The sequence below is a fragment of the Sphingomonas sp. SORGH_AS_0438 genome (genome assembly GCF_031453475.1).
Classification (GTDB): Bacteria; Pseudomonadota; Alphaproteobacteria; order Sphingomonadales; family Sphingomonadaceae; genus Sphingomonas.
The window spans coordinates 3,336,851-3,358,528 of the sequence record NZ_JAVIZS010000001.1 but is presented as its reverse complement, the minus strand read 5'-3'; the positions used below and the strand labels follow the sequence as shown (position 1 = coordinate 3,358,528).

Here is a 21,678-nt window from a genome sequence, read left to right as displayed (position 1 = left end):
CCGTGACCCAGGCCGCGCCGCTGGTGGCGCTGGTCGGCAATCCCAATGCCGGCAAGAGCGCGCTGTTCAACGCCCTGACGGGCGCCCGCCAGAAGGTGGGCAATTATCCGGGCGTGACGGTGGAACGGCATTCGGGCCGGATCGCGCTGGACGACGGCCGCCCGGTCGAGCTGGTCGACCTGCCCGGCGCCTATAGCCTCGACCCCTCCTCCCCCGATGAGCGCGTGACGCGCGACGTGGTGACCGGCCGGTCGAGCTTCGAACGCGTGCCCGACGCGATGATCGTCGTGATCGACGCCGCCAATCTCGACAACCATCTGCGCTTCGCCCTGCAACTGATCGCGCTCGGCCGGCCGGTGGTGGTCGCGCTCAATATGGTCGACCTGGCGGAGCGCGACGGGCTGGTGCTCGACCCCGCCGTGCTGGCGCGCGAACTGGGCGTGCCGGTCGTCCCCACGGTCGCGGTGCGCAAGCGCGGGCTGGACGATCTTCGCCGGCACCTGACCGACGCGCTGGGCGCCGCGACGCCCGCCGCCCCCGCCCGATCTCCCGGACGAGTCGCTCTCGGCCCTGCAACGCCGCGCCCGGGCCATCGCCAAGGCGGCGATCGTGTCGGAGACGCCGGCGCGGCGCTGGGCGCACTGGCTGGACGCGGTCGCGCTGCATCCGGTGGTCGGACCGCTGCTGCTGGTCACCATCCTGTTCGTGATGTTCCAGGCGGTCTTCACCTGGGCCAGCGTGCCGGCCGACATGATCGATGCCGGGTTCAAGTCGCTGGAGGGCTGGATCACCGCCCATGCGCCCGACGGTTTCCTGCGGTCGCTGGTCACCGACGGGCTGATCGCCGGCGTCGGTGCGGTGATCGTGTTCCTGCCGCAGATCCTGATCCTGTTCCTGTTCATCCTGATCCTGGAGGCGAGCGGCTATATGGTCCGCGCCGCCTTCCTGATGGACCGGCTGATGGCGACCGTGGGCCTGTCGGGCCGTGCCTTCATCCCCCTGCTGTCCAGCTTCGCCTGCGCGGTGCCGGGGATCATGGCGACCCGGACGATCGAGGATGAGAAGGACCGGCTGACCACCATCCTGATCGCGCCGCTGATGACCTGTTCGGCGCGCTGGCCGGTCTATACCCTGATCATCGGCGCGATGATCCCCAATACGCCAGTCCTGCCCTTCGTCCGGTTGCAGGGGCTGGTAATGTTCGGGCTGCTGATCATCGGCATCGCGGGCGCTTATGTCGCCGCCCTGGTGCTGCGGCGGACGGTGACCAAGGGCGCGTCCTCGGGCTTCATGATGGAGATGCCCAAATATCAGTGGCCGCGCCTTCAGGACATCGCACTGGGTCTGTGGACGCGCGCGGCCATCTTCCTGAAGCGCGCAGGCACGATCATCGCCGCGACCACGGTGGTGCTGTGGCTGCTGCTCAGCTTCCCCAAGCCGCCCGAGGGCAGCGGCATCTCGCCGGTCGATTATTCGATCGCCGGGCGGATCGGACGCGGGATCGAGGTGGTGGTCAAGCCGATCGGCTTCAACCGCGACATCGCGCTCGCGCTGCTGCCGGCCATGGCCGCGCGCGAAGTGGCGGTGTCGGCGATCGGCACCGTCTATGCCATCGACAATACCGATGGCGAGGCGGGGCAGGAGGCGCTGACCGACCGCCTGCGCGGCCGCTGGTCGCTGCCGACCGCGCTCGCCTTCCTGATGTGGTTCGTGTTCGCGCCGCAATGCATCTCGACCATCGCGGTCACCCGTCGCGAGACGAATGGGTGGAAATGGCCGCTGTTCATGGTTGGCTATTTGTTCGCGGCTGCGTACATCATGGCCGGTATCACTTACTGGCTGGCGGTCGCCGTCGGCCTCTAAAATCTCGGGGCAGTTCATGGCGGGTAGCGTCAACAAGGTCATTCTCGTCGGCAATCTGGGGCGCGACCCCGAGAGCCGCAGCTTCCAGAACGGCGGCAAGGTCGTGAACCTGCGCATCGCCACGTCCGAATCGTGGAAGGACCGCAACAGCGGCGAGCGCAAGGAAAAGACCGAATGGCATTCGGTCGCCATCTTCAACGAGGGGCTGGCCAACGTCGCCGAGCGATTCCTGCGCAAGGGATCGAAGGTCTATATCGAGGGCCAGCTCCAGACGCGGAAGTGGCAGGACCAGAACGGCCAGGACAAATATTCGACCGAGATCGTGCTGCAGGGCTTCAACAGCGTGCTGACCATGCTCGACGGTCCCCAGGGCGGGGCTGGCGGTGGCGGCGGCGGCGGTAGCCGTGGCGGCGACGAATGGGGCGGTGGCGACTTCGGTGGCGGGTCGTCGGGCGGCGGCAGCCGTGGCGGCGCCTCCTCCGGCGGGGCGTCGGGCGGTGGCAGCCGTGGCGGCAGCATGGGCGGCGGCTTCGCCGACGATCTCGACGACGATGTGCCGTTTTGATCGTTCACGCGTTCACGCCCCGTGATTCCGGACTCCCTGACACGCGGTCCTGCCGCCCTGTGCGTCGATCCCTATGTGCGGGTGCTGTCGACCTATGACGCGCTGCACCTGCGCGACACCGGGGCGCTGGACGACCTGACGCGATTCGCGGCGCATCTGTGCGATGCGCCGATCGCGCTGGTGACGCTGCTGGAGGAGGAATTCCAGCATTTCATCGCGCGGACCGGCATGGAGCAGGACGGCACGCCGCGCGACATCTCCTTCTGCACCCATGCGGTGATGGGGCGCGAGCCGATGATCGTGCCCGACACGCATGAGGATTTCCGCTTCGTCGACAATCCGCTGGTCACCAGCGCGCCGTACGTGCGCTTCTATGCGGGCGCGCCCCTGCTCGCCGCCGATGGCCGGGCGCTCGGCACGCTCTGCATCCTCGACCCGCGTCCGCGCGCGGGACTGACCCCGCTCCAGCATGAGGGGCTGGTGGTGCTGGCCGCCGCCGCGATGGCGCGGCTGGACGACCGGCGTGCCGCACGCGAACAGGGGCTGGACGCCGCCCGCTCGCGTCGCGCGCTGGAGGAAAGCGACCTGCGCTTCCGCACGCTGGCGGACACGATGCCGCAAATGGTCTGGTCGACCCGGCCCGACGGTTTCCACGACTACTACAATGCCCGCTGGTATGATTTCACCGGCGCCCCCGCCGGATCGACCGATGGCGAGGGCTGGAGCGACATGTTCCACCGCGACGACCAGGATCGGGCTTGGTCGGTGTGGCGGCACAGCCTGGAGACGGGCGATCCGTACCAGATCGAATATCGCCTGCGCCATTTCGACGGCACCTATCGCTGGGTACTGGGCCGCGCGCTGCCGATCCGCGACGACCAGGGCAGGATCATCCGCTGGTTCGGCACCTGCACCGACATCCACGAGCAGAAGCTGGCGCTGGAGGAGCGCGAGGTCATCAGCCAGGAGCTGAGCCATCGCATCAAGAACATCTTCGCGGTGATCGCCGGGCTGGTCCAGTTCGCCGCCCGCGCCCGGCCCGAATTCCGCCCCGCCGCCGACGATCTGCGCCAGCGGATCATGGCGCTGGGCCGCGCGCACGACTTCGTCCGCCCGCACAGCATCGCCTCACGCCCGACCGGCCAGCAGGACAGCCTGACCGGCTTGCTGGAGCAGATTTTCGAACCCTATCGGCTGGGCGATCGACAGCGCGTGACCATCATCGGCGACGACCTGCTGATTGACGATCGATCGGCGACGCCGCTAGCCTTGCTGTTCCACGAGCTGGCGACCAATGCGACGAAATATGGCGCGCTGGCGCGCGAGGACGGTCAGGTCCACCTGACCGTGGAGGCGGGGGACCAGCATGTCGCGCTGTGCTGGTGCGAGGAAGGCGGCCCGACCGTGGCGGAGCCGGAGACGCACCGGATGGGCTTTGGCAGCCAGCTGGTCGAACTGTCGGCGGTGCGGCAATTGGGCGGCACCGTCACCCGCGATTGGCAACCGCAGGGGCTGCACGTGAAGGTGACGATCCCGCGTGCGGCGTTCAGCCGACGATGATCCGGTCCAGCGGCACGACATCCTCGTTCGCCGCACCGCGGTCGCCGGAGGCGAATTGCGCCGCCGCCAGGATCGCCGCTTCGCTGAACGGCTTGCGGACATAGCCCAGCGCGCCTTCATCGCCATCGATCTGGGTCGGATTGGCGGTGACGAACACCACCTTCACGCCGAAATCCTGGGCGATGCGGCGGGCGATGTCGGGGCCGGTCGGCCCGTCGCGCAGGTTGATGTCGACGAACGCGAAGCTGCAATGCGGCGCGGCCTCCAGCGCCTCGCTACGGTCGGCGGCGATTGCCGCGACGCTGTAGCCGGCGTCCATCAGGATCCGCTCCAGATCGAGGGCCACGAATATCTCATCTTCGACGATCAGGGCCGTCTTGGGCATGGCGGAATTCCATCAGTGTCGGCCGTGAACGGCTCACATAGATTATAGTTCCGCCCATTATGACGTTAACATGTCATCAATCGATCAACGGCGCAGCAGGAACACCGCATGTTCGGCCATCAGGTTCGCCGCCGCCGCCGATCGCGGCCGGCCGCTGCCCAGGAACCAGGCCCCCTCCACCGCCACGCCGCGCGCGTCCAGAAAGGCGCGGAAATCGTCCACGGTCAGATGGTGGATGTTGGGCGTGTCGAACCATTGTTCGGGCAGCAGCCGCGTCACCGGCATCCGCCCGCCCCACAGCAGCGACAGCCGCACCCGCCAATGCGCGAAATTGGGGAAGCTGACAAAGGCGCGCCGGCCGATGCGCAGCAGATGGTCGAGCACGACATGCGGCTGGTGCGTGGTCTGGAGCGTCTGGCTGAGGATCGCATAGTCGAAGCTGGCATCAGGATAGCCGGCCAGGTCGGTATCGGCATCGCCCTGCACCACCGCCAGCCCGCGCCCGACCGCCGCCGCGACATTGGCGGCGGACAGTTCCAGCCCCCGCGCATCGACGCCGCTGCGATCGCGCAGCGCCGCCATCAGCGCGCCGTCGCCGCAGCCGACATCCAGCACCCGCGCGCCGGCGGCGACATGGTCGGCGATGATCGCCAGATCGGGCCGCAGGATCATAGCGCCCGCAACCGCTCGGCCGCGCCGGGTTGCAGGCGCTCCATCAGGAAGTCCGGCCGGACCGGGGCCGCGAAGCCCAGCGCCGCATAGACGCCGTGCGCGTCGCGCGTGTTCAGCATCACCCGCCGGATATCGGCCAGATCGGGCGCGGCCAGCAGCCCTTCCACCATCCGTCGCCCGATCCCCGCCCCGCGCCAGTCGGGATCGACGATCACGTCGGCCAGCCAGCCGAAGGTCACGCCATCCGTGATCAGCCGCGCGAAGCCGACCTGCCCGTCATCGCCCCGATAGGCGCCGATGACCCGCGATCCGGCGATGGCGCGTTCCACCTTCTCACGCGCGATGCCCGGCGACCAATAGGTATCGGCGAGCCAGCGATGCACCTGCGCGACGTCGATCCGCGCCGGATCGGCGGAAAGGATGATGGAATCGGTCACGCCCCGCCCTTCAGAAAACCATCGACCACGCGATTCATCTCCGGCGCCTCCAGCAGGAAGGCGTCATGGCCATAGGGGCTGGACAGTTCGACGAAGCTGACCGGCCGCCCGGCGGCGTTCAGCGCCTGGACGATATGGCGCGACTCGAGCGTCGGATAGAGCCAGTCGGTATCGAAGCTGACCAGGCAGAAGCGCGCAGCCGTGGCGCGGAAGGCATGGGCGAGCAGCCCGCCATGCTCCTCGGCCAGATCGAAATAGTCGAGCGCACGGGTGATGTAGAGATAGGAATTGGCGTCGAACCGGTCGACGAAGCTCAACCCCTGGTGGCGCAGATAGCTTTCCACCTGGAAATCGGCGTCGAAGCCGAAGCCCTTGGCGTCCCGCGCCTGGAGCTTGCGACCGAATTTCTCGGTCAGCCCCGCCTCGGACAGATAGGTGATGTGCGCCGCCATCCGCGCCACCGCGAGCCCCGCGGCGGGCGGGTCCTGATCGGCATAATAATCGCCGCCGCGCCACTTCGGATCGGCCATGATCGCCTGCCGCCCGACCTCGTGAAAGGCGATGTTCTGCGCCGAATGCCGCGCGGTGGAGGCAATGACGACGCAGGCGCGCACCCGGTCGGGGAAGGTCGCCGCCCAGGACAGGGCCTGCATCCCGCCCATCGACCCGCCGACCACCGCCTTCAGGACGCCCACGCCCAGATGGTCGAGCAGCAGCGCCTGCGCGCGCACCATGTCGCGGATGGTGATGACCGGGAAGGCCATGGCATAGGGATGGCCGGTGGCGGGGTTGGTCGAGGCCGGGCCCGACGATCCCATGCAACTGCCCAGCACGTTGGAGCAGATCACGAAATCGCGCGCCGGATCGATCGGCTTGCCCGGCCCCACCAGCCGCGTCCACCAGCCGGGCTTGCCGGTGCGCGGATGCGGGCTGGCGACATGCTGGTCGCCGGTCAACGCATGGCAGAGCAGCACCGCATTGCCGCCATCGGGCGCGAGCGTGCCATAGGTCTCGTACGCGATCTCGACCGGCGACAGCAGCGCGCCGCCATCGAGCCGCAGGGGGCCGGGCAGCGCCACCTGCCGCGACAGGCCGAAACGCTGGTCGTGGTTCATGGGCATGCCCGCTACGGCGGCGGGGGCGGCAAAGCAAGTTGTCAACGCCACGGCTCGGGGCCTATGGCCGCTGGCCATGAGCAACGACACCGCAGCCCCCCTCCCCGCCCTGGCCCCCAAGCCCTGGATCCTGGGCATCGCTCCCTATATCCCCGGCCGCGCGACCAGCGAGGACGGACGCAAGGTCGCCAAGCTGTCGTCCAACGAGAATCCCTTCGGCACGCCGGAGGCGGCGCGCGAGGCCTATCGTTCGGCGGCGGGCGAGCTGGAACGCTATCCGGATGCGGCGGCGGTCGAGCTGCGCTCGGCGCTGGCCGCGCATTACGGGATCGAGGCGGACCGGATCGTCTATGGCACCGGGTCGGACGAGGTGCTGCACCTCGCCGCCGGCACCTTCGCCGGGCCGGGCGACGAGATCATCCATGTCCGCTACGGCTTCGCGGTCTATGAGATCGCGACGCGGCGGGTCGGCGCGGAACCGGTGGTGGTCGCCGACCATGACTATGCGACCGATGTCGACGCGATCCTGGCGGCGGTGACCGAGCGGACGCGAGTCGTCTTCGTTGCCAACCCCAACAACCCGACCGGCACCTATACCGCGAAGGCCGAGATCGCCCGGCTCCATGCCGGCCTGCCCCAGTCGGTGCTGCTGGTGATCGACCAGGCCTATACCGAATATCTGGACGCCGCGGACGACGACGGCGCGCTGGAACTGGCCCGCACCCAGGGCAACGTGCTGGTGACGCGGACCTTCTCCAAGATCTTCGGCCTCGCCTCCGAGCGGATCGGCTGGGGCTATGCCGCGCCCGAGATCATCCAGGCGATGCATCGCATCCGCGCGCCCTTCGCCTTCGGCATCGGCGCACAGCGCGCGGCGATCGCGGCGCTGGGCGCCGACGACTTCATCACCCGCAGCCGCGAGCATAACCGCCAGTGGCGCAGCTGGTTCGGCGAGCAGATCGCGGCGCTCGGCAATGCCGGGCTGCGCGTGGTGCCCAGCAAGGCCAATTTCGTGCTGGTGCTGTTCGAGGGCGCGCTGACCGCCGAGGTGGCGTACAAGGCGCTGATGGATGCCGGCTATGCCACGCGCTGGCTGCCCGGCCAGGGCCTGCCGCACGGCCTGCGCATCACCATCGGCACCGAGGAGGAGATGCGCGCGGTGATGGACGTGCTGCGCGCCGAAGTCGCCCGGGCCGGCTGATGCTGCCCTTCGCGCGCGTCACCATCATCGGCCTGGGGCTGATCGGCTCCTCGATCGCGCGCGCGGTGCGGGCGACGATGCCGACGGTGCGGATCACCGGCTATGACCGCGATCCCGACGTGCGCGAGACGGCGGTGCGGATCGAGCTGTGCGACGATGTCGCCGACAGCGCCGGCGCGGCGGTGATCGATGCCGATCTGGTGATGCTGTGCGTGCCGGTGGGCGCGATGGCGGCGGCGGCGGCGGAGTTCGCCGACGACCTGCCCGCCGATGCGATCGTCAGCGATGTCGGCGGGTCGAAGGAGAGCGTGATCGCGGCGCTCCGCGCCGTGCTGCCGGGCGCGGTGCTGGTCCCCGGCCATCCGGTCGCGGGTACCGAGAATAGCGGGCCGGAAAGCGGCTTCGCGACGCTGTTCCGTGGCCGCTGGTGCATCCTGACGCCGGAGGAGGGCTGCGCCGAGGCGCCGGTGGTGCGCCTGCGTGCCTTTTGGGAGACGCTGGGCGCGAATGTCGAGCTGATGAGCCCGCGCCATCACGACCTGGTGCTGGCGGTGACCAGCCATGTGCCGCACCTGATCGCCTATTCGATCGTCGGCACCGCGTCCGACCTGGAAGAGGTGACCCAGAGCGAGGTCATCAAATTCTCCGCCGGCGGTTTCCGCGACTTCACCCGCATCGCCGCCTCCGACCCGACCATGTGGCGCGACGTCTTCCTCAACAATCGCGAGGCGGTGCTGGAGATCCTGCAACGCCTGACCGAGGATGTGACGATGCTGCAACGCGCGATCCGCTGGGGCGACGGCGACACGCTGTTCGACCTGTTCACCCGCACCCGCGCCATCCGCCGCTCGATCATCGCGCAGGGGCAGGACGATGCCCGCCCCGATTTCGGCCGCGATCATGGCGGCGCGGCGCAGCAATAGGGCGGATCGGGCCCGATCTCGCGCCAAGGGTCGCGGCGGGCGCATCTCCTCCCCGCGAACCCGATCTTCGCGGCATCGCGTGAAGGCCGACCCTCAGGCGATCGCCGCCAGATAGGCCTCGATCGCGCGTCGTCCGTCGTCGCTGAGCGACACTTCGATCCGGCGGCGGTCGATGGGGTCGACCATGCGGCGGACCAGCCCCAGCTTGGCGAGATGCTCGATCCAGCGCTGCGAGGTGGTGACCGGCGCATCGGCGGAGGACACCAGCGTCTTCACGTTCATCACCCGATGGTCGTGCGACGCGACATACAGCGCCAGCAGCATGTCCCAGGCCGGTTCGTGGAACAGCTCCTCGGGCAGGAAGCGTCGTCGCAACCGGCGCTGTTCGATCAGGGCACGGGCACGGTTGAGCGGCGTGGCCGTGGAAGCCGGAGGGGCTTCATGCCCGATCCGTTCGTCGATGCCATTGGCCACCACCGCCAGCTTGGCGGTGAGGTCCTTGATGAGCGCCACGACGGATTCGTCCTGCGTAGCTCCGGCCATTGCTCTCCTCGCGTCTCTGCACCCGCTTCCCGAACGATTACTGGTCCGGTACGATGGTTCCTAACGCGCCTCCTTCACGGGGAAGTTTGGCTGTCGACCATATCAAGCTAGAGCAGCCATGACCTCGATCAAGCCGTGTCATCATAAAATACTTTATGTTTCCATATTTTAGCGGATTTCACGAAACCGAGATGCCGTGGGTCCTTCCGATCGCGCCGCGCGTTTCCAACGAACGACTTCCCATGTCAGAACCGTCTCCAGTGAAAGACGCCGATTGACCAGCGCCCTGCCCGCTCCTCGCGAGACCATTGCCTATCTGCACGCGATCGGCACCGCCCATCCGCCGCATGACGTCCATGCCGCCTTTCGCGCCTGGGCCAGCAACCGCGTGGCTCCACGCGGGCGTCCGGTGTTCGAGCGGATGGCGGCGCGGGCCGGCATCGCGCAGCGCTGGTCGGTGCTGCCGCCGCTCGCGGGCGCGGCGGCCGAAGCGGCACCGGGCGCCTTCTATGCCGGCGATCCGCCGCCCGGCACCGCCGCCCGCATGGCGATCTATGCCGAGGCCGCGCCCGAGTTGGCGTTGCGCGCGGTGGAAGCGTTGCGCGCCAAGGTCGAGCTTGCCGGCATCACCCATCTGGTCGTCGCCAGCTGCACCGGCTTCGTCGCGCCGGGGCTGGACCAGATCGTCGCGCGCCGGCTGGGCCTGTCGCCCTCGGTCGAGCGGTTGCTGATCGGCTTCATGGGCTGTTACGCCGCGATCGTCGCGTTGCGCAGCGCCCGGCATATCGTCCGCTCCGATCCCCAGGCCCGCGTGCTGGTAATTTGCTGCGAATTGTCGTCGCTCCACTTGCAGGACACGGACGATCTGGAATCGCTGCTGGCGATGCTCCAGTTCGGCGACGGCGCGGCGGCCGCCCTGGTCAGCGCCACGCCGGGCGGCTTCGCGCTCGGCACGCCCTTTGCCGCGACCCTGCCGGACAGCGACTCGCTGATCCGCTGGACGATCACCGATCACGGTTTCGCCATGCATCTGTCGGGCGAGGTGCCGCGCCGGATCGCACAGGTGCTGGTCGATGCGGACTTCGCCGCCGCCGTCACCGAGGGTCATGGACCGGCGGCGATCGATGGCTGGGCGGTCCATGCCGGCGGACGCTCGATCCTCGACGCGGTGGAGACCAGCCTGGCGCTGCCGCCCGAAGCGCTGGCCAGTGCGCGCGGCGTGCTGCACGACCATGGCAACATGTCCTCGGCGACATTGATGTTCACGCTCGCCCGGATGCTGGAGGGACCGCCGGTGACCCGCGGCGTCGCCCTCGCCTTCGGTCCCGGCCTGGCGGCGGAGGGGCTGGGCTTCCGGTCAGCGCCATGAGCCTGCGCCACCGTGCCGAGGGTCCGGAGCTGATGGACGCCGACGATCTCGACGCCGATGTCTATGCCGCCGTCGTCGCCGATCTGGCGCGGGTCAATCGCGTGACGCTGGCGGCGCGGCCGACACTCGCCTTTCTCGACCGGATCGCGCAACGGGGCCGGCGATTGCGGCTGCTCGACATCGGCTTCGGCGATGGCGACATGCTGCGGCGGATCGAGCGCTGGGCGGCGAAGCGCGCGGTGCCGGTCGAGCTGGTCGGCATCGACCTCAACCCGCGCAGCGAACGGGCGGCGCGCGCGCATACCCCCGCCGACTCGGCGATTCGCTACGTCACCGGCGACTATGCCGATATGGGCGGCGGCTGGGACGCGGCGATCAGCAGTTTGGTCGCGCATCATATGACGCCGGGCGAGCTGGTCGCCTTCCTGCGCTGGATGCAGGATCATGCCGCGTCCTGGCTGGTCAACGACCTGCACCGCCACGGCTTCGCCCATGCCGGCTGGCCCTTGCTGGCGGGGCTGGCGCGCTGGCACCCGATCGTGCGCGCGGACGGGCATCTGTCGATCGCCCGCAGCTTCCGTCCCGCCGAATGGCCGCCGCTGCTGGCGGCGGCGGGCATCGACGACGCCCGCATCTTCCGCGCCTTCCCCTTTCGCCTCTGCGTCGAGCGGCTGTGCAAGCCCCGCTGATCGTCGGCGGCGGACCGGCCGGTGCGGCGGCGGCGATCATGCTGGCGGAGGCGGGGATTCGCGCCGTCGTGCTGGAGCGCAGCCGCGACACCGGCGATGCGCTTTGCGGCGGTTTCCTGAGCTGGCGGTCGATCGAGACGCTGGAGCGGCTGGGCGTGGCGGCGGACCGCCTGAACCCGGCCCGCGTCCATCGCCTGCGCCTGTTCGTGGGCGAGCGGATGCGCGAGGCGCCCCTGCCCCGGCCCGCCCTGGCGGTGTCGCGCCGCCGGCTCGACTCGCTGCTGCTCGCGCGGACCGAGGCCGGCGCGGGGGTGGAGCGCGGCGTCGCGGTCCGCGCCTGGACGGCGGAGGGGGTCAGGCTGGCGGATGGCGCGACCCTGTCGCCCGCTACCCTGTTGCTGGCGACCGGCAAGCATGAGCTGCGCGGCCTGGCCCGGCCCGAGGCCGCGCGGGGGCGGGACCCGGCGATGGGCCTGCGCGTCCGCCTCGCCGCCGGACCGGCGCTCGACCGGCTGGTCGGCGACGCGATCGAGCTGCACCTGTTCGACGGCGGCTATGCCGGGCTGGTCCGGCAGGAGGATGGCAGCGCCAATCTCTGCCTGGCGGTGCGGCGTTCGCGGCTGACGGCGGCGGGCAGCCCGCTGGCGCTGCTCCACCGACTCGGCCGCGACTCGGGACCGCTGGGCGAGCGGCTGGCGGACATGGCGGCGGCCCCGGCGATCGATGCGGTGGCGAACGTCCCCTATGGCTGGCGTGCGCTCCGGACCGAGTCGGGGCTGTTCCGCTTGGGCGACCAGGCCGGCGTGATCCCCTCGCTGGCGGGCGAAGGCATGGGGATCGCGCTCGCCAGCGGCCTGTCGGCGGCGCTGGCGCATGGACGGGGCGAGTCGGCGCAGGGCTGGCAGGCCCGCTTCGCGCGCGCCACCCGCCGGCCGATCGGGCTAGCCAGCGCGATCTGGCACCTGGCAGAGCGTCCCACGCTCGCCGTGCTGGCGGTCCGCGCCGGGCCGGTATCGCTGATCGAGGCGGTGGCGCGCGCGACGCGGATCAAGGCGCCCGCCCCCGCTTGACGCCCGCCCCCCGCGACCCGACATATTCGTCATGGATCACCTGACCTTAACCGAAGCCGAGTGGCGCCAGCGGCTGACCCCGGAACAATATCATGTGCTGCGCGAGGCGGGCACCGAGCGTGCCTTTGCCGGTGCGCTCAACGGCAACAAGGCGGACGGCGTCTATCATTGCGCCGGTTGCGAGAACCCGTTGTTCGACAGCGCCGACAAATATGACAGCGGCTCGGGCTGGCCCAGCTTCACCCAGCCGATGGCGCCGGAAAGCGTGACCGATCACGCCGACCGCAGCCATGGCATGGTGCGCGTCGAGACGCGGTGCGCGCGGTGCGACGGCCATCTCGGCCATGTCTTCCCGGACGGCCCGCCGCCGACCGGCCTGCGCTATTGCATGAACTCGATCGCGCTCGACTTCCGCCCGCGCGAGGACTGAGGATCAGGGCGGGGGAGCGGGGACCGGGCCCCTCTCCCCTTGTCGCGATCATCGTTAAGGCGTATCCGCACGGCCGCCCATGGCTACACAGCGTACCGCCCCCCGCTCGCCCCGCCGACCGCCTCCCCGCTCCCCCTGGCGTCGTCGTTTCTTCCTCGCGCTGAAGCTGCTGGTGGCGCTCATGGTGCTGGCGCTCGGCGCCCTGGCCATCGCGGTCTATGTCGCACGAGCGCAGCTGCCGAGCTTCGACGAGCTGAAATCCTCGCCCAACGGCCAGATGATCCGCGTCCATGCCTCGGACGGGTCGATCCTGGTGTCGTTGGGGCCGAGCTACGGTGAATGGCTGCCCTATGCGGACATCCCGCAGGTGATGCGCGACGCGACCATCGCGGTCGAGGATCGCCGTTTCCGCGAGCATCCCGGCGTCGACCCGATCGGCATCGCCCGCTCGATCGAGGTGCGCCTGGAAAAGGGGCGCTGGCGACAGGGTGGCTCGACCATCACCCAGCAGATCACCCGCACCATCTTCCTGAACAACCAGAAGAAGTTCGGGCGCAAGTTCCGCGAGGCGATCCTGGCGCTGGCGATGGAGTCGAAGTTCTCCAAGAACCAGATCCTCGAACTCTATCTCAACAAGGTCTATTATGGCGGCGGCGCCTATGGCATCGACGCGGCCAGCCGCAAGTTCTTCGGCCATGGCGCGCAGCATCTGAGCCTGGCGGAGGCGGCGGTGATCGCCGGCCTGGTCAAGGCGCCGTCCAACTATTCCCCCACCGCCGATGCCGCCGCCGCCGTCGGCCGCGCGGGCGTGGTGATCGAGCAGATGGTCCGCAACGGCTATATCACCCAGGGCCAGGCCGATGCTGCCGACCCGGACGGGCTGAAGCTTGCCCCCGCCCCCGCGCAGAACAGCGCGCGCTATTTCACCGACTGGGCGCTGCCGCAGCTCGACACGCTGATCGACGAGACGCAGGCGCCGCTGGAGGTATGGACCACGCTGGACCCCGCGATGCAGCGCGAGGCGGACACGGCGGTACGCGCCAATGTGCCCAAGGGGGCGCAGGGCGCGCTGGTCAGCCTGGACCGCGACGGCGCGGTGCGCGCGATGGTCGGCGGCACCGACTATGTCACCTCCATCTACAATCGCGCGACCCAGGCGGTGCGCCAGCCCGGCTCCGCCTTCAAACTGTTCGTCTATCTCGCCGCGCTGGAGGCCGGTCACAAGCCCGACGACACGATCGTCGACGGACCGGTGACGATCGACGGCTGGAGCCCGCGCAACGACAGTCGGCATTTCAGCGGCACGGTGACGCTGCGCACCGCCTTCGCCTATTCGCTCAACACGGTGGCGGCGAAGCTGGGCCAGGAGGTCGGCTTCACCACCATCGCCGACATGGCGAAGCGGTTCGGCATCAGCACGCCGGTCAACACCCATCCCTCGATGGTACTGGGCACGTCGGACGTGCGGCTGATCGACATGACCCGCGCCTTCGCCAGCGTCGCGTCGAAGGGGGTGGCCGTCACCCCCTATGGCATCACCAAGGTGACCGCGAACGGCGAGACGATCTACACGCATGAGGTGGATCGCAGCCATGTGCTGGTCGCGCCCTATGTCGCCGCCGAAATGACCGACCTGCTCCAGACCGCGGTCAATACCGGCACCGGCCGCCAGGCGCAGATCGGCCGGCCGGTCGCGGGCAAGACCGGCACCACCACCTCGCAGAAGGACGGGTGGTTCCTGGGCTTCTCCTCGGGCCTGACGACGGGCGTGTGGATGGGCCGCGACGATGCCAAGCCGGTCGCCGGCCTGCATGGCGGCACCGCGCCCGCCCGCGCCTTCGCCGCCTTTATGCGCCCCGCCGTCGCCAGCCGGCCGATCGAACAGTTCGACACGCAGGTGACCCTGCCCGAATGGCAGCTCGAACCCGATGAGGAGAGCTATTACGGCCAGCCGGACAATGGCGTCTATGTCGACGAGAACGGCAATCCGGTCGGCCAGCCGGCCGCCCCGCCCGCCGATGCGCCGGTCCAGGGTCCGGGCGGCGCGGTACCGGCGGAGCCGGCGCCTCCGGCCGCGCCCCCGGCCCAGCCCTCGCCGCAGCAGCAGCTCGACGATCTGATCGACCGCGTGACCGGCGGTCGCGAGCCGGCGACCCCCGCCCAGACCCAGCCGCGCCAGCCGCAACCCCGGCCCCAGCCGCGCGCGCCGATCGAGTCGCCGCCGCCGGACCGCTATACTGGCGAGCGGCCGAATCCGTGAAGCGATGCCCCGTGCGCGCGCAGCCAATGCCGCGCCGGGGTCGGGTCCTCGCCATAGAGTGTAGCGACCAGCGCGTGGAAGGCGGGGCTGTGGTCCATATGGACGCGGTGCGCGACCTCATGCGCGACGGTGGCGCGGCGGACGAAGCGCGGCGCCAGGATCAGCCGCCAGCTATAGCGGATCGCCCCGTCCGACGCGCAGCTGCCCCAGCGACCGCGCGGATCGCCGACCGCCACGCGCGTGACGGAGACGCCGGCCCGGGCGGCATAATAGGCCGTCTCCTCGGTCAGCAGGTCGAGCGCGCGGCGCTTCAGCCAGGCCTCGACGCGGCGGGACAGCGTCTCGATCGGCCCGGCGACCGACAGCGTCGCGCCGTCGAACGCCAGCGTCCGCCGTGCCCCCTCGCCGCGCACGATCGTCACCGGTCGGTCGTCGATCGTCAGCACCAGTCCGATCGCGAAGGGTTGGACCCGTGGCAGGCGGGCCCGCTGTTCGGCCAGCCACGCCGATTGCGCCCCCGCCCAGGCGAGCGCCGGCTTCAACGCCGCCCGGGCCGGCAGCACCAGTCGCGCCCGGCCGCTGACCCGGTCCAGCGTCAGCTTCAGCCGGCGGGCGCGCGGGTTGCGCACCACCTCCAGCCCCTCGATCGTCACAGCTCGCGATCGACGACGATATGGTCCTCCATATCCCCGACATCATCCTCGCTGACCGTCCAGCCGCGCACCGACTGGCGCGCGGCATGGACCGACTCGCGGTCGCCCGACACCAGATAATGCCAGTCCGGCAGCGGCTCGCCCGCCGCGCGCAGACGATAGGCGCAGGTCGAGGGCAGCCAGTCGATCGAGCGGACGTTGCGCATCGTCAGCCGCACGCATTCGGGCACATAGGCATGGCGATGCTTATAGTCCGAGCAGAAGCCGGTACGCCGGTCGAGCAGGCGGCAGGCGACGTTGGTCGGCAACACCTCCCCCGTCTCCTCATCCTCCAGCTTGTGGATGCAGCATTTGCCGCAGCCGTCGCACAGGGCCTCCCATTCGGCGCGGTCCAGCGTCTCGATCGGACGCTCCCAGAAGCGGCCGCTCACTTGACCCACCGCGCCAGCGCGTCGGCGACGGCGGTCGGCCCCTCGTCGGCGGGGATCAGCGCCACGGGCTTGTTGTCGGGGTCCATCAGATAGGCCTGGCGGCTGTGATCCATCATATAGCCGCCGCCGGCCGTGGTCTCGCCGCGCTTGGCATAGACGGCGAAGGCCTTTTCCGCCCGCACCACCGCGTCCGCGCTGCCGGTCAGCCCGACCATGCGCGGGTGGAAGGCGGCGACGAAGCGGCCGAGCACCGCCGGCGTGTCGCGCGCCGGATCGATGGTGACGAAGATCGGCACCACCCGTGCGGCCCGGTAGGGATCACGCTCGGCGAAGCGGCGCAGTCCCGCGCCGATCGCCTGCGCATCGGTGGGGCAGACATCGGGACAGAAGCTGTAGCCGAAATACATGATCCGCCATTGCCCGGCGAAGCTGCGGTCGGTGACAATACGCCCCTTGGCATCGGTGAGCGCGAAGGGACCGCCGATCGCCGCGCCGGCCAGCGGCGGCGCTTCGGCGGAGGATGAGGTGGAGGAGGCCGGGGACTGGCAGCCGGCCAGCGCCAGGCCGAACGCGAGTATCGCGAGGGAGCGCCTGTTCATGGTGCCACCACCCTTGATCTGATAACCCGGCCCGCGCAAGCAGGGAGCGGAGTCGCATCCGCCCCGTTTCGGCCAAGGATCCTGCCATGACGCGCCCTTCCCTCCTTTCCGTCGCGCTCGCCGCGCTGGCTTGTGCCGCCATGCCGGTCGCCACCCCCGCCCGCGCCCAGCAACAGTCGGAAAGCTACAAGTTTCTCAATGCCGTCCGCGAAGCCAAGGGCAATGACGTGATCGCCATGCTCGACCGGCCGGGCAGCAGCATCGTCAACGCGCGCGACATCAGCACCGGCGAGGGCGCGCTGCACATCGTCATCAAGCGCGGCGACGAGACCTATCTCCGGTATCTGCTGCAAAAGGGCGCGGACCCGAACCTGCGCGACGGGCAGGGCAATACGCCGCTGGTGCTGGCGGTGCAGACCGGCCAGCGCGATATGATCCCGATCCTGACCGCCGCCAAAGCCAATCCCAATCTCGGCAACCAGTCGGGCGTCACGCCGCTGATCCTGGCGGTGCAGGGCCGCAGCATCGACATGGTCCGCCTGCTCCTCGCCGCCAAGGCCGATCCCGACCAAGCCGATATGATGGCCGGCCTGTCGGCCCGCGACTATGCCAATCAGGACACGCGCAGCACCGCTATCGCCAAGCTGTTCGCCGAGACGCCGAAAAAGACGCGGCCGGCGGTGGCGGGCCCGAAATTCTGATGGCCTGACCGGCCGGCATCGATTGGCACCACCATCGTCATGGCGGCTTGAAGCCAAGCCGTCATGACGAGAGTCGCGACGCCATCCAGAACGTCACGCGCGGCCGTGGATGGCTTCGCTGTGCTCGCAATGACGATCATAGGTTGACGTCATCGCGCTCCGGGTCACCCCAGCGAGGCGCTGTCCGGATCGACCAGATGCGTCAGCCGTCGCGCCGCGCGGCGGGCGAAGGCCAGGGTGCAGCGCTTGCGGACATGGGCGGGCAGGGGAGTGGTATGCGCCTCGCGCACGATCGCCGCGTCATAGCGGTCGGCGACGATCACCCCGGTCCGTTCCGGCAGGAAGGCCGCGCCGTCGAGCGGCCCGGTGTCGAAACCGGCCGGCACCGCCCAGAAATAGCGGTCGCAATGATCCAGATAGTCAGGCCATTTGCCATCGCCGAGCAGGTCGGCGCGGCTGGTCTTGATCTCGACGATGACGATCCGCCCCTTGGCATCGATCGCCATCAGGTCGGCGCGGCGACCGCCGTCGAGCGGCACCTCCGCCATGGCGACCAGATCGTGCCGCAGCAACATGCGCACGACGCCCCGCGCCACGTCAGCGGCACAGAGCGTCGAATCCAGGGGATCGTGGCACGAGGCGGGTGCGACGTCGAGCATGACGTCGACTTTAGGAACATCCGGCGAACGGAGCAAGTCCGAACGCCGTACGAAGCTTAGCGATAGAAGACGTGGTTGCCGATCGACGCGACCTTGATCGCCCCGCCCGACGGGCGGCGATGGGTGGCGTTGAAGAACATCGCGTCCGACGCGTTGCTGTCCCACATGTCGTTCAGCGCGACGCGGGCGACCGCCACGGCGGTGCGGTAGGAGCGACGGTCGGTGTCGATCTCGGGGATCTTGCCGCCACGCACGAAGGAGAATTGGCCGCGCTGGGTGATGACGCTGCACACATCGGGGGGATAACGGCCCGACTTGGCGCGGTTCAGGATGACCTCGGCGACGGCGAGCTGGCCGGCGAGCGGCTCGCCCTTGGCCTCGAAATAGATCGCGCCGGCGAGGCAGCGGGTCGCCTCGTCCTTGGCTTCGCTGGCCTGGGCGGCGACCGCGGCGTCGAGCGTCTCGAATTCGGGTTCCTCGGTCGGGACCGGCTGGACCATCGGAACCGAGGCGGGGGTGACGGTGGGGGCGGGAGCGACGGGCTCGACCGCAGGAACCATCTGGGGGGCCAGCGTGTTCAACGTCTGGAGCGCCGGAGTCGTGACCAGGCCCTGGTCCGTACCGGTGGCCCAACCGGGTGAGCTGGCAAGAGCCCCGGCCAGGGAAAGAGCAAAGGTCGCGGCAGTCACGACCCGAGACAAAAACGACATTCAATCAATTCGACATGCGGTTGGTTCACGGACCCGATCGCTTATGCAGCGATCGTCCGGGCTACCCCCCGACTGCGTCACCGACCTGGATCGCACCCAGACGCGGCACAACGCGTATTAGAACGATGGCCCTGTCGCCGTGTTACGGTTCCGAGTCAATTCGACGCGATCGTTTCGGCGATGAACCGTTCGCCCCCTGCGACGGTGAGTTCGATCACCCACAGGTCGCGGTCCCGCTCGCGCCGCCGCCGCCAATAGCCGGTCGGATCGTCGTTGGGTGTCACATTTCTTAAAATGGATTTACCATCGAGATCGAATGCTCTTTCGAACAGCGCTTCCTGCCCGCCCGGCTCGACCGCGACGATCAGGATGCCGCCGCCCTGCGCATCGCCCTTGGCCAGCACCATGCCCATGCCGCCCTGGTCGTTCGCCCGGCGCAGCATCGCGCCGACCAGCAGGTGCGTGGGCAGCCGATCGTCGGTCACGACGCCGCATAGCCGGGCAGGCCGGCGAGCGCGATGCGCGAACGCATGAAGGTGCCGGTGCCGCGCGCCGCCTCCTCGCCCTCGGCATCGATCAGCCGCGCCTCGCCGACGAAGACCCGGCGCTTGCCGCTGACCCAGCGGCCCTCCGCGACCACGGGACCGGCTTTGAGCGGCTTGGTCAGCAACAGGTTGAACGCGGTGGTCAGCAGGAAACGATCGCTGACCAGGCTGTTGCAGGCGTAGAAGGCGGCATCGTCCAGCATCTTGAAATAGCTGGTGCCATGCGCCGCGCCGCCGGCGTGGAAATGCCGCTCGTCGAGCGTGAAGCGGATTCGCGCGACGCCCGCCTCCGCGATCTCCAGGGTGGATTCGAAGAAGCGATTGATCGGCGCATGGGCGTAGAGCGACTCCAGCGCGCGGAAATGCGCGGCCTCGCCCGCCGCCATGCCCGCGACCTCAGGCGGCACGGCGCGGGTCCGGCGTGGTGAACAGCGCGTAGAGTGCATCGGGCGACCCCGCGCCGCGCAGCTTGTCGACAAAGGGCCGATCGCGCAGCCGGCGCGAAATCCGCGCCAGCGCCTTCAGATGCTCCTGCCCGGCATCGACCGGCGACAACAGGGCGAAGACCAGGTCGACCGGCAGGTCGTCCACCGCCTGGAACTCGATCGGCTGGGCCAGCCGCACGAACAGGCCGGTCGGTGCGGTCAATCCCTCCAGCTTGGCATGGGGAATGGCGACCCCGCCGCCAAAGCCGGTCGAACCCAGCCGCTCGCGATCGGCCAGACGCTCCGCGACCGGGCGCGCGTCGCCGATCCCCTGGGTAGCGGCGAGTTGCCCGATCTGCTGGAACAGAATCTTCTTGTTGGCGACGTTCCACCCGGTCTGCACGGCCTCCGGGCGGACCACATCGCTTAAGTCAGTCATTGTGCCACTCTGGAAAAGCCCCGCGCCGCCTTAACGAACGACGCGGGGGTGGCAAGGGGTCAGGCCGCCTGGGGCTGGGCCGGCGTCGCCTGGAGCTGGTCGGCCTGGGGCTCGACCCAGCCGATCGTGCCGTCGCCGCGGCGATAGACCATGTTGAACGCGCCGGTGCCCGAATTCTTGAACAGCAGCGCGGCGGTGTTGCGCAGGTCGAGCATCATCACCGCATCCGACACGCTGGCATCCGGCACGTCGACGCGCGTCTCGGCGACGATCAGCGGCGCATCGCCCGCCTCGTCATCCTCCACCGTCTCGGCGAAGAGCGTGTAATTGGCGTTGTCATAGCCATTGGCCTGCTCGATCTCGATCGCCTGGGCGGCGTTGCGATCCTTCAGGCGGCGCATGTAGCGGCGCAGCTGCTTCTCGATCTTCTCGGCCGCCGCGTCGAAGGCGCGATGCGCATCCTGCGCCTCGTGCCGGCCCTTGAGGATCAGGCCGCGCATGATGTGCGCGACGATATCGCATTTGAATCCGACGTCGTGCGGACCCTTGCCGAACGTGACCTCCGCGGAGATGGCCCGTTCGAAATATTTGCTGGCGATACCCTGGAGTCGGTCGGCGACATGGGCCTTCAGCGCATCGCCCGTTTCGACCTGATGACCTGAAATCCGGATATCCATTCTCGCAACTCCTATGTTTCGTCTAGGCCGGCGGTCCTGTTGGCCTTGCCGGAACGGCGTCAACCGGACGCCACGGTCCCCCAAATCGGATCGCTGATCCCCTTCATGAACGCGGCATGGGCGGCAATCTCTCCCTCGCTCGCCGCGAAAACGCGCGCCGGTCGCTGGCGGCGGGGGGCGGCGGTCAAGGCCGGGCCGGAATCGGCGGCTTGCGGCTCCAGGCTCAGCCCCAGGCCGATCTGCCGCCCGCCCATCAGCTCGACATAGACCTGCGCCAGCAGCTGCGCGTCGAGCAAGGCGCCGTGCAGCACGCGGTGCGACCGGTCGATGCCGTAGCGCGAGCAGAGCGCGTCCAGCGTATGCTTGGCGCCCGGATGCTTCTGGCGCGAGATCGCCAGCGTATCGATCATCCGCGTCCGGTGGCAGACCGGCGGAAAGCCGCACTGGCCCAGCTCGCCATTGATGAAGCCGAAATCGAAGCTGGCATTATGCGCGATCAGCGGCGCGTCGCCGATGAAGTCGAGGAAATCGGCCACTCCGGCCGCGAACACCGGCTTGTCGGACAGGAAGGCGTCGGACAGGCCGTGCACCGCCTGCGCCTCGGCCGGCATGGCGCGCTCGGGATTGTAATAGGCGTGGAAGGTCCGGCCGGTTTCCACGCGATTAACCAGTTCGACGCAGCCGATCTCGACCAGCCGGTCGCCCTCGGAGAATTTGAACCCGGTCGTTTCCGTGTCGAAGACGATCTCTCGCATCC

Annotated in this window: 25 protein-coding genes and 1 pseudogene; 11 read left to right on the top strand and 15 right to left on the bottom strand. The window is 69.2% G+C overall.

The genetic code is table 11. The features are described 5' to 3' along the window. Nucleotides 1-2 precede the first annotated feature (2 nt). The 3 genes and pseudogenes from QE452_RS15835 to QE452_RS15825 all read left to right on the top strand — a co-directional run bounded on the left by QE452_RS15835 (nt 3) and on the right by QE452_RS15825 (nt 3,988). Nucleotides 3-1,863, top strand: a pseudogene (locus tag QE452_RS15835) (ferrous iron transporter B). Between the two features lie 16 nt (nt 1,864-1,879). Then, nucleotides 1,880-2,428 carry a single-stranded DNA-binding protein gene (ssb, locus tag QE452_RS15830; RefSeq protein WP_309659311.1) on the top strand — a complete coding sequence of 183 codons (549 nt, stop codon included), beginning with the start codon at nt 1,880-1,882 and terminating at the stop codon, nt 2,426-2,428. A gap of 24 nt (nt 2,429-2,452) precedes the next feature. Beyond that, nucleotides 2,453-3,988: a sensor histidine kinase gene (locus tag QE452_RS15825; RefSeq protein WP_405052808.1), complete on the top strand. Its 1,536-nt coding sequence runs from the start codon at nt 2,453-2,455 to the stop codon at nt 3,986-3,988. Here the strand turns inward: QE452_RS15825 and QE452_RS15820 are convergent. The 4 genes from QE452_RS15820 to QE452_RS15805 form a co-directional block, all read right to left on the bottom strand. Continuing rightward, on the bottom strand, nt 3,975-4,373 hold the full coding sequence (locus QE452_RS15820) for a response regulator (protein ID WP_309659312.1): 399 nt from the start codon (nt 4,371-4,373) through the stop codon (nt 3,975-3,977). The two genes, QE452_RS15825 and QE452_RS15820, sit on opposite strands and share 14 nt — an antisense overlap. An 84-nt stretch (nt 4,374-4,457) precedes the next feature. Beyond that, nucleotides 4,458-5,045, bottom strand: a complete 588-nt coding sequence (metW, locus tag QE452_RS15815; RefSeq protein ID WP_125996159.1) for a methionine biosynthesis protein MetW — start codon at nt 5,043-5,045, stop codon at nt 4,458-4,460. After that, complete coding sequence (locus QE452_RS15810; protein ID WP_309659313.1) at nt 5,042-5,482, bottom strand: GNAT family N-acetyltransferase; 441 nt, start codon at nt 5,480-5,482, stop codon at nt 5,042-5,044. Before QE452_RS15810 ends, metW begins: the two co-directional genes overlap by 4 nt. Then, complete coding sequence (locus QE452_RS15805; RefSeq protein ID WP_309659314.1) at nt 5,479-6,597, bottom strand: homoserine O-acetyltransferase; 1,119 nt, start codon at nt 6,595-6,597, stop codon at nt 5,479-5,481. The genes QE452_RS15810 and QE452_RS15805 overlap by 4 nt, the downstream gene beginning before the upstream one ends. A gap of 76 nt (nt 6,598-6,673) precedes the next feature. On the opposite strand from QE452_RS15805, the gene hisC reads away from it, so the two are divergent. Together hisC and QE452_RS15795 are read left to right on the top strand one after the other, a co-directional pair. Next, nucleotides 6,674-7,798, top strand: a complete 1,125-nt coding sequence (gene hisC, locus QE452_RS15800; RefSeq protein ID WP_309659315.1) for a histidinol-phosphate transaminase — start codon at nt 6,674-6,676, stop codon at nt 7,796-7,798. Then, nucleotides 7,798-8,721, top strand: a complete 924-nt coding sequence (locus tag QE452_RS15795; RefSeq protein WP_309659316.1) for a prephenate/arogenate dehydrogenase family protein — start codon at nt 7,798-7,800, stop codon at nt 8,719-8,721. Before hisC ends, QE452_RS15795 begins: the two co-directional genes overlap by 1 nt. Before the next feature lie 93 nt (nt 8,722-8,814). Here QE452_RS15795 and QE452_RS15790 read toward each other — a convergent pair whose 3' ends face one another. Then, nucleotides 8,815-9,234 (bottom strand): hypothetical protein, encoded by a 420-nt coding sequence (locus QE452_RS15790; RefSeq protein ID WP_309659317.1) that lies wholly within the window; start codon nt 9,232-9,234, stop codon nt 8,815-8,817. A gap of 304 nt (nt 9,235-9,538) precedes the next feature. On the opposite strand from QE452_RS15790, the gene QE452_RS15785 reads away from it, so the two are divergent. From QE452_RS15785 to QE452_RS15765, 5 genes are all read left to right on the top strand, one after another. Continuing rightward, complete coding sequence (locus QE452_RS15785; protein WP_309659318.1) at nt 9,539-10,633, top strand: type III polyketide synthase; 1,095 nt, start codon at nt 9,539-9,541, stop codon at nt 10,631-10,633. After that, entirely contained in the window at nt 10,630-11,322 is a 693-nt protein-coding gene (locus QE452_RS15780; RefSeq protein ID WP_309659319.1) for a methyltransferase domain-containing protein, read from the top strand. Before QE452_RS15785 ends, QE452_RS15780 begins: the two co-directional genes overlap by 4 nt. After that, nucleotides 11,307-12,392, top strand: a complete 1,086-nt coding sequence (locus QE452_RS15775; protein WP_309659320.1) for an FAD-dependent monooxygenase — start codon at nt 11,307-11,309, stop codon at nt 12,390-12,392. The genes QE452_RS15780 and QE452_RS15775 overlap by 16 nt, the downstream gene beginning before the upstream one ends. 31 nt (nt 12,393-12,423) lie before the next feature. Then, nucleotides 12,424-12,822, top strand: coding sequence for a peptide-methionine (R)-S-oxide reductase MsrB (gene msrB, locus QE452_RS15770; RefSeq protein ID WP_125996152.1), 399 nt, complete (start codon nt 12,424-12,426; stop codon nt 12,820-12,822). Between the two features lie 79 nt (nt 12,823-12,901). Further along, nucleotides 12,902-15,082 carry a transglycosylase domain-containing protein gene (locus tag QE452_RS15765; protein WP_405052775.1) on the top strand — a complete coding sequence of 727 codons (2,181 nt, stop codon included), beginning with the start codon at nt 12,902-12,904 and terminating at the stop codon, nt 15,080-15,082. Here the strand turns inward: QE452_RS15765 and QE452_RS15760 are convergent. Genes QE452_RS15760 through QE452_RS15750 form a run of 3 tightly spaced genes read right to left on the bottom strand, consistent with a single transcriptional unit; the run spans nt 15,055 to nt 16,765 of the window. Beyond that, complete coding sequence (locus QE452_RS15760) at nt 15,055-15,735, bottom strand: YgjP-like metallopeptidase domain-containing protein (protein WP_309659321.1); 681 nt, start codon at nt 15,733-15,735, stop codon at nt 15,055-15,057. The two genes, QE452_RS15765 and QE452_RS15760, sit on opposite strands and share 28 nt — an antisense overlap. Then, nucleotides 15,732-16,166, bottom strand: coding sequence for a YcgN family cysteine cluster protein (locus QE452_RS15755; protein WP_309659322.1), 435 nt, complete (start codon nt 16,164-16,166; stop codon nt 15,732-15,734). The genes QE452_RS15760 and QE452_RS15755 overlap by 4 nt, the downstream gene beginning before the upstream one ends. Beyond that, nucleotides 16,163-16,765, bottom strand: coding sequence for an SCO family protein (locus QE452_RS15750; RefSeq protein ID WP_309659323.1), 603 nt, complete (start codon nt 16,763-16,765; stop codon nt 16,163-16,165). The genes QE452_RS15755 and QE452_RS15750 overlap by 4 nt, the downstream gene beginning before the upstream one ends. An 86-nt stretch (nt 16,766-16,851) precedes the next feature. On the opposite strand from QE452_RS15750, the gene QE452_RS15745 reads away from it, so the two are divergent. Further along, nucleotides 16,852-17,466, top strand: coding sequence for an ankyrin repeat domain-containing protein (locus QE452_RS15745; RefSeq protein WP_309659324.1), 615 nt, complete (start codon nt 16,852-16,854; stop codon nt 17,464-17,466). Between the two features lie 164 nt (nt 17,467-17,630). Here QE452_RS15745 and QE452_RS15740 read toward each other — a convergent pair whose 3' ends face one another. The 7 genes from QE452_RS15740 to dnaQ all read right to left on the bottom strand — a co-directional run bounded on the left by QE452_RS15740 (nt 17,631) and on the right by dnaQ (nt 21,676). After that, nucleotides 17,631-18,125, bottom strand: a complete 495-nt coding sequence (locus QE452_RS15740; protein ID WP_309659325.1) for an MmcB family DNA repair protein — start codon at nt 18,123-18,125, stop codon at nt 17,631-17,633. 56 nt (nt 18,126-18,181) lie between these two features. Then, nucleotides 18,182-18,835 carry a cell wall hydrolase gene (locus QE452_RS15735; protein ID WP_309659326.1) on the bottom strand — a complete coding sequence of 218 codons (654 nt, stop codon included), beginning with the start codon at nt 18,833-18,835 and terminating at the stop codon, nt 18,182-18,184. A 155-nt stretch (nt 18,836-18,990) separates the two neighbouring features. Continuing rightward, nucleotides 18,991-19,320, bottom strand: coding sequence for a DUF1491 family protein (locus QE452_RS15730; protein ID WP_309659327.1), 330 nt, complete (start codon nt 19,318-19,320; stop codon nt 18,991-18,993). Further along, nucleotides 19,317-19,766 carry a PaaI family thioesterase gene (locus QE452_RS15725; RefSeq protein WP_309659423.1) on the bottom strand — a complete coding sequence of 150 codons (450 nt, stop codon included), beginning with the start codon at nt 19,764-19,766 and terminating at the stop codon, nt 19,317-19,319. Before QE452_RS15725 ends, QE452_RS15730 begins: the two co-directional genes overlap by 4 nt. Nucleotides 19,767-19,776: 10 nt before the next feature. Next, complete coding sequence (locus tag QE452_RS15720; RefSeq protein WP_309659328.1) at nt 19,777-20,244, bottom strand: PTS sugar transporter subunit IIA; 468 nt, start codon at nt 20,242-20,244, stop codon at nt 19,777-19,779. A gap of 59 nt (nt 20,245-20,303) precedes the next feature. Beyond that, nucleotides 20,304-20,921 (bottom strand): ribosome hibernation-promoting factor, HPF/YfiA family, encoded by a 618-nt coding sequence (gene hpf, locus QE452_RS15715; RefSeq protein WP_125994767.1) that lies wholly within the window; start codon nt 20,919-20,921, stop codon nt 20,304-20,306. Between the two features lie 59 nt (nt 20,922-20,980). Next, nucleotides 20,981-21,676, bottom strand: coding sequence for a DNA polymerase III subunit epsilon (gene dnaQ / locus QE452_RS15710; protein ID WP_309659329.1), 696 nt, complete (start codon nt 21,674-21,676; stop codon nt 20,981-20,983). Nucleotides 21,677-21,678: the final 2 nt, after the last annotated feature.

Coding starts and splice junctions, on each gene's coding strand:
- ssb (WP_309659311.1), top strand. CDS start 1,880: ATGGCGGGTAGCGTCAACAAGGTCATTCTCGTCGGCAATCTGGGGCGC.
- QE452_RS15820 (WP_309659312.1), bottom strand. CDS start 4,373: ATGCCCAAGACGGCCCTGATCGTCGAAGATGAGATATTCGTGGCCCTC.
- metW (WP_125996159.1), bottom strand. CDS start 5,045: ATGATCCTGCGGCCCGATCTGGCGATCATCGCCGACCATGTCGCCGCC.
- QE452_RS15805 (WP_309659314.1), bottom strand. CDS start 6,597: ATGAACCACGACCAGCGTTTCGGCCTGTCGCGGCAGGTGGCGCTGCCC.
- hisC (WP_309659315.1), top strand. CDS start 6,674: ATGAGCAACGACACCGCAGCCCCCCTCCCCGCCCTGGCCCCCAAGCCC.
- QE452_RS15795 (WP_309659316.1), top strand. CDS start 7,798: ATGCTGCCCTTCGCGCGCGTCACCATCATCGGCCTGGGGCTGATCGGC.
- QE452_RS15780 (WP_309659319.1), top strand. CDS start 10,630: ATGAGCCTGCGCCACCGTGCCGAGGGTCCGGAGCTGATGGACGCCGAC.
- msrB (WP_125996152.1), top strand. CDS start 12,424: ATGGATCACCTGACCTTAACCGAAGCCGAGTGGCGCCAGCGGCTGACC.
- QE452_RS15765 (WP_405052775.1), top strand. CDS start 12,902: ATGGCTACACAGCGTACCGCCCCCCGCTCGCCCCGCCGACCGCCTCCC.
- QE452_RS15750 (WP_309659323.1), bottom strand. CDS start 16,765: ATGAACAGGCGCTCCCTCGCGATACTCGCGTTCGGCCTGGCGCTGGCC.
- QE452_RS15745 (WP_309659324.1), top strand. CDS start 16,852: ATGACGCGCCCTTCCCTCCTTTCCGTCGCGCTCGCCGCGCTGGCTTGT.
- QE452_RS15740 (WP_309659325.1), bottom strand. CDS start 18,125: ATGCTCGACGTCGCACCCGCCTCGTGCCACGATCCCCTGGATTCGACG.
- QE452_RS15735 (WP_309659326.1), bottom strand. CDS start 18,835: ATGTCGTTTTTGTCTCGGGTCGTGACTGCCGCGACCTTTGCTCTTTCC.
- QE452_RS15725 (WP_309659423.1), bottom strand. CDS start 19,766: ATGGCGGCGGGCGAGGCCGCGCATTTCCGCGCGCTGGAGTCGCTCTAC.
- QE452_RS15720 (WP_309659328.1), bottom strand. CDS start 20,244: ATGACTGACTTAAGCGATGTGGTCCGCCCGGAGGCCGTGCAGACCGGG.
- hpf (WP_125994767.1), bottom strand. CDS start 20,921: ATGGATATCCGGATTTCAGGTCATCAGGTCGAAACGGGCGATGCGCTG.
- dnaQ (WP_309659329.1), bottom strand. CDS start 21,676: ATGCGAGAGATCGTCTTCGACACGGAAACGACCGGGTTCAAATTCTCC.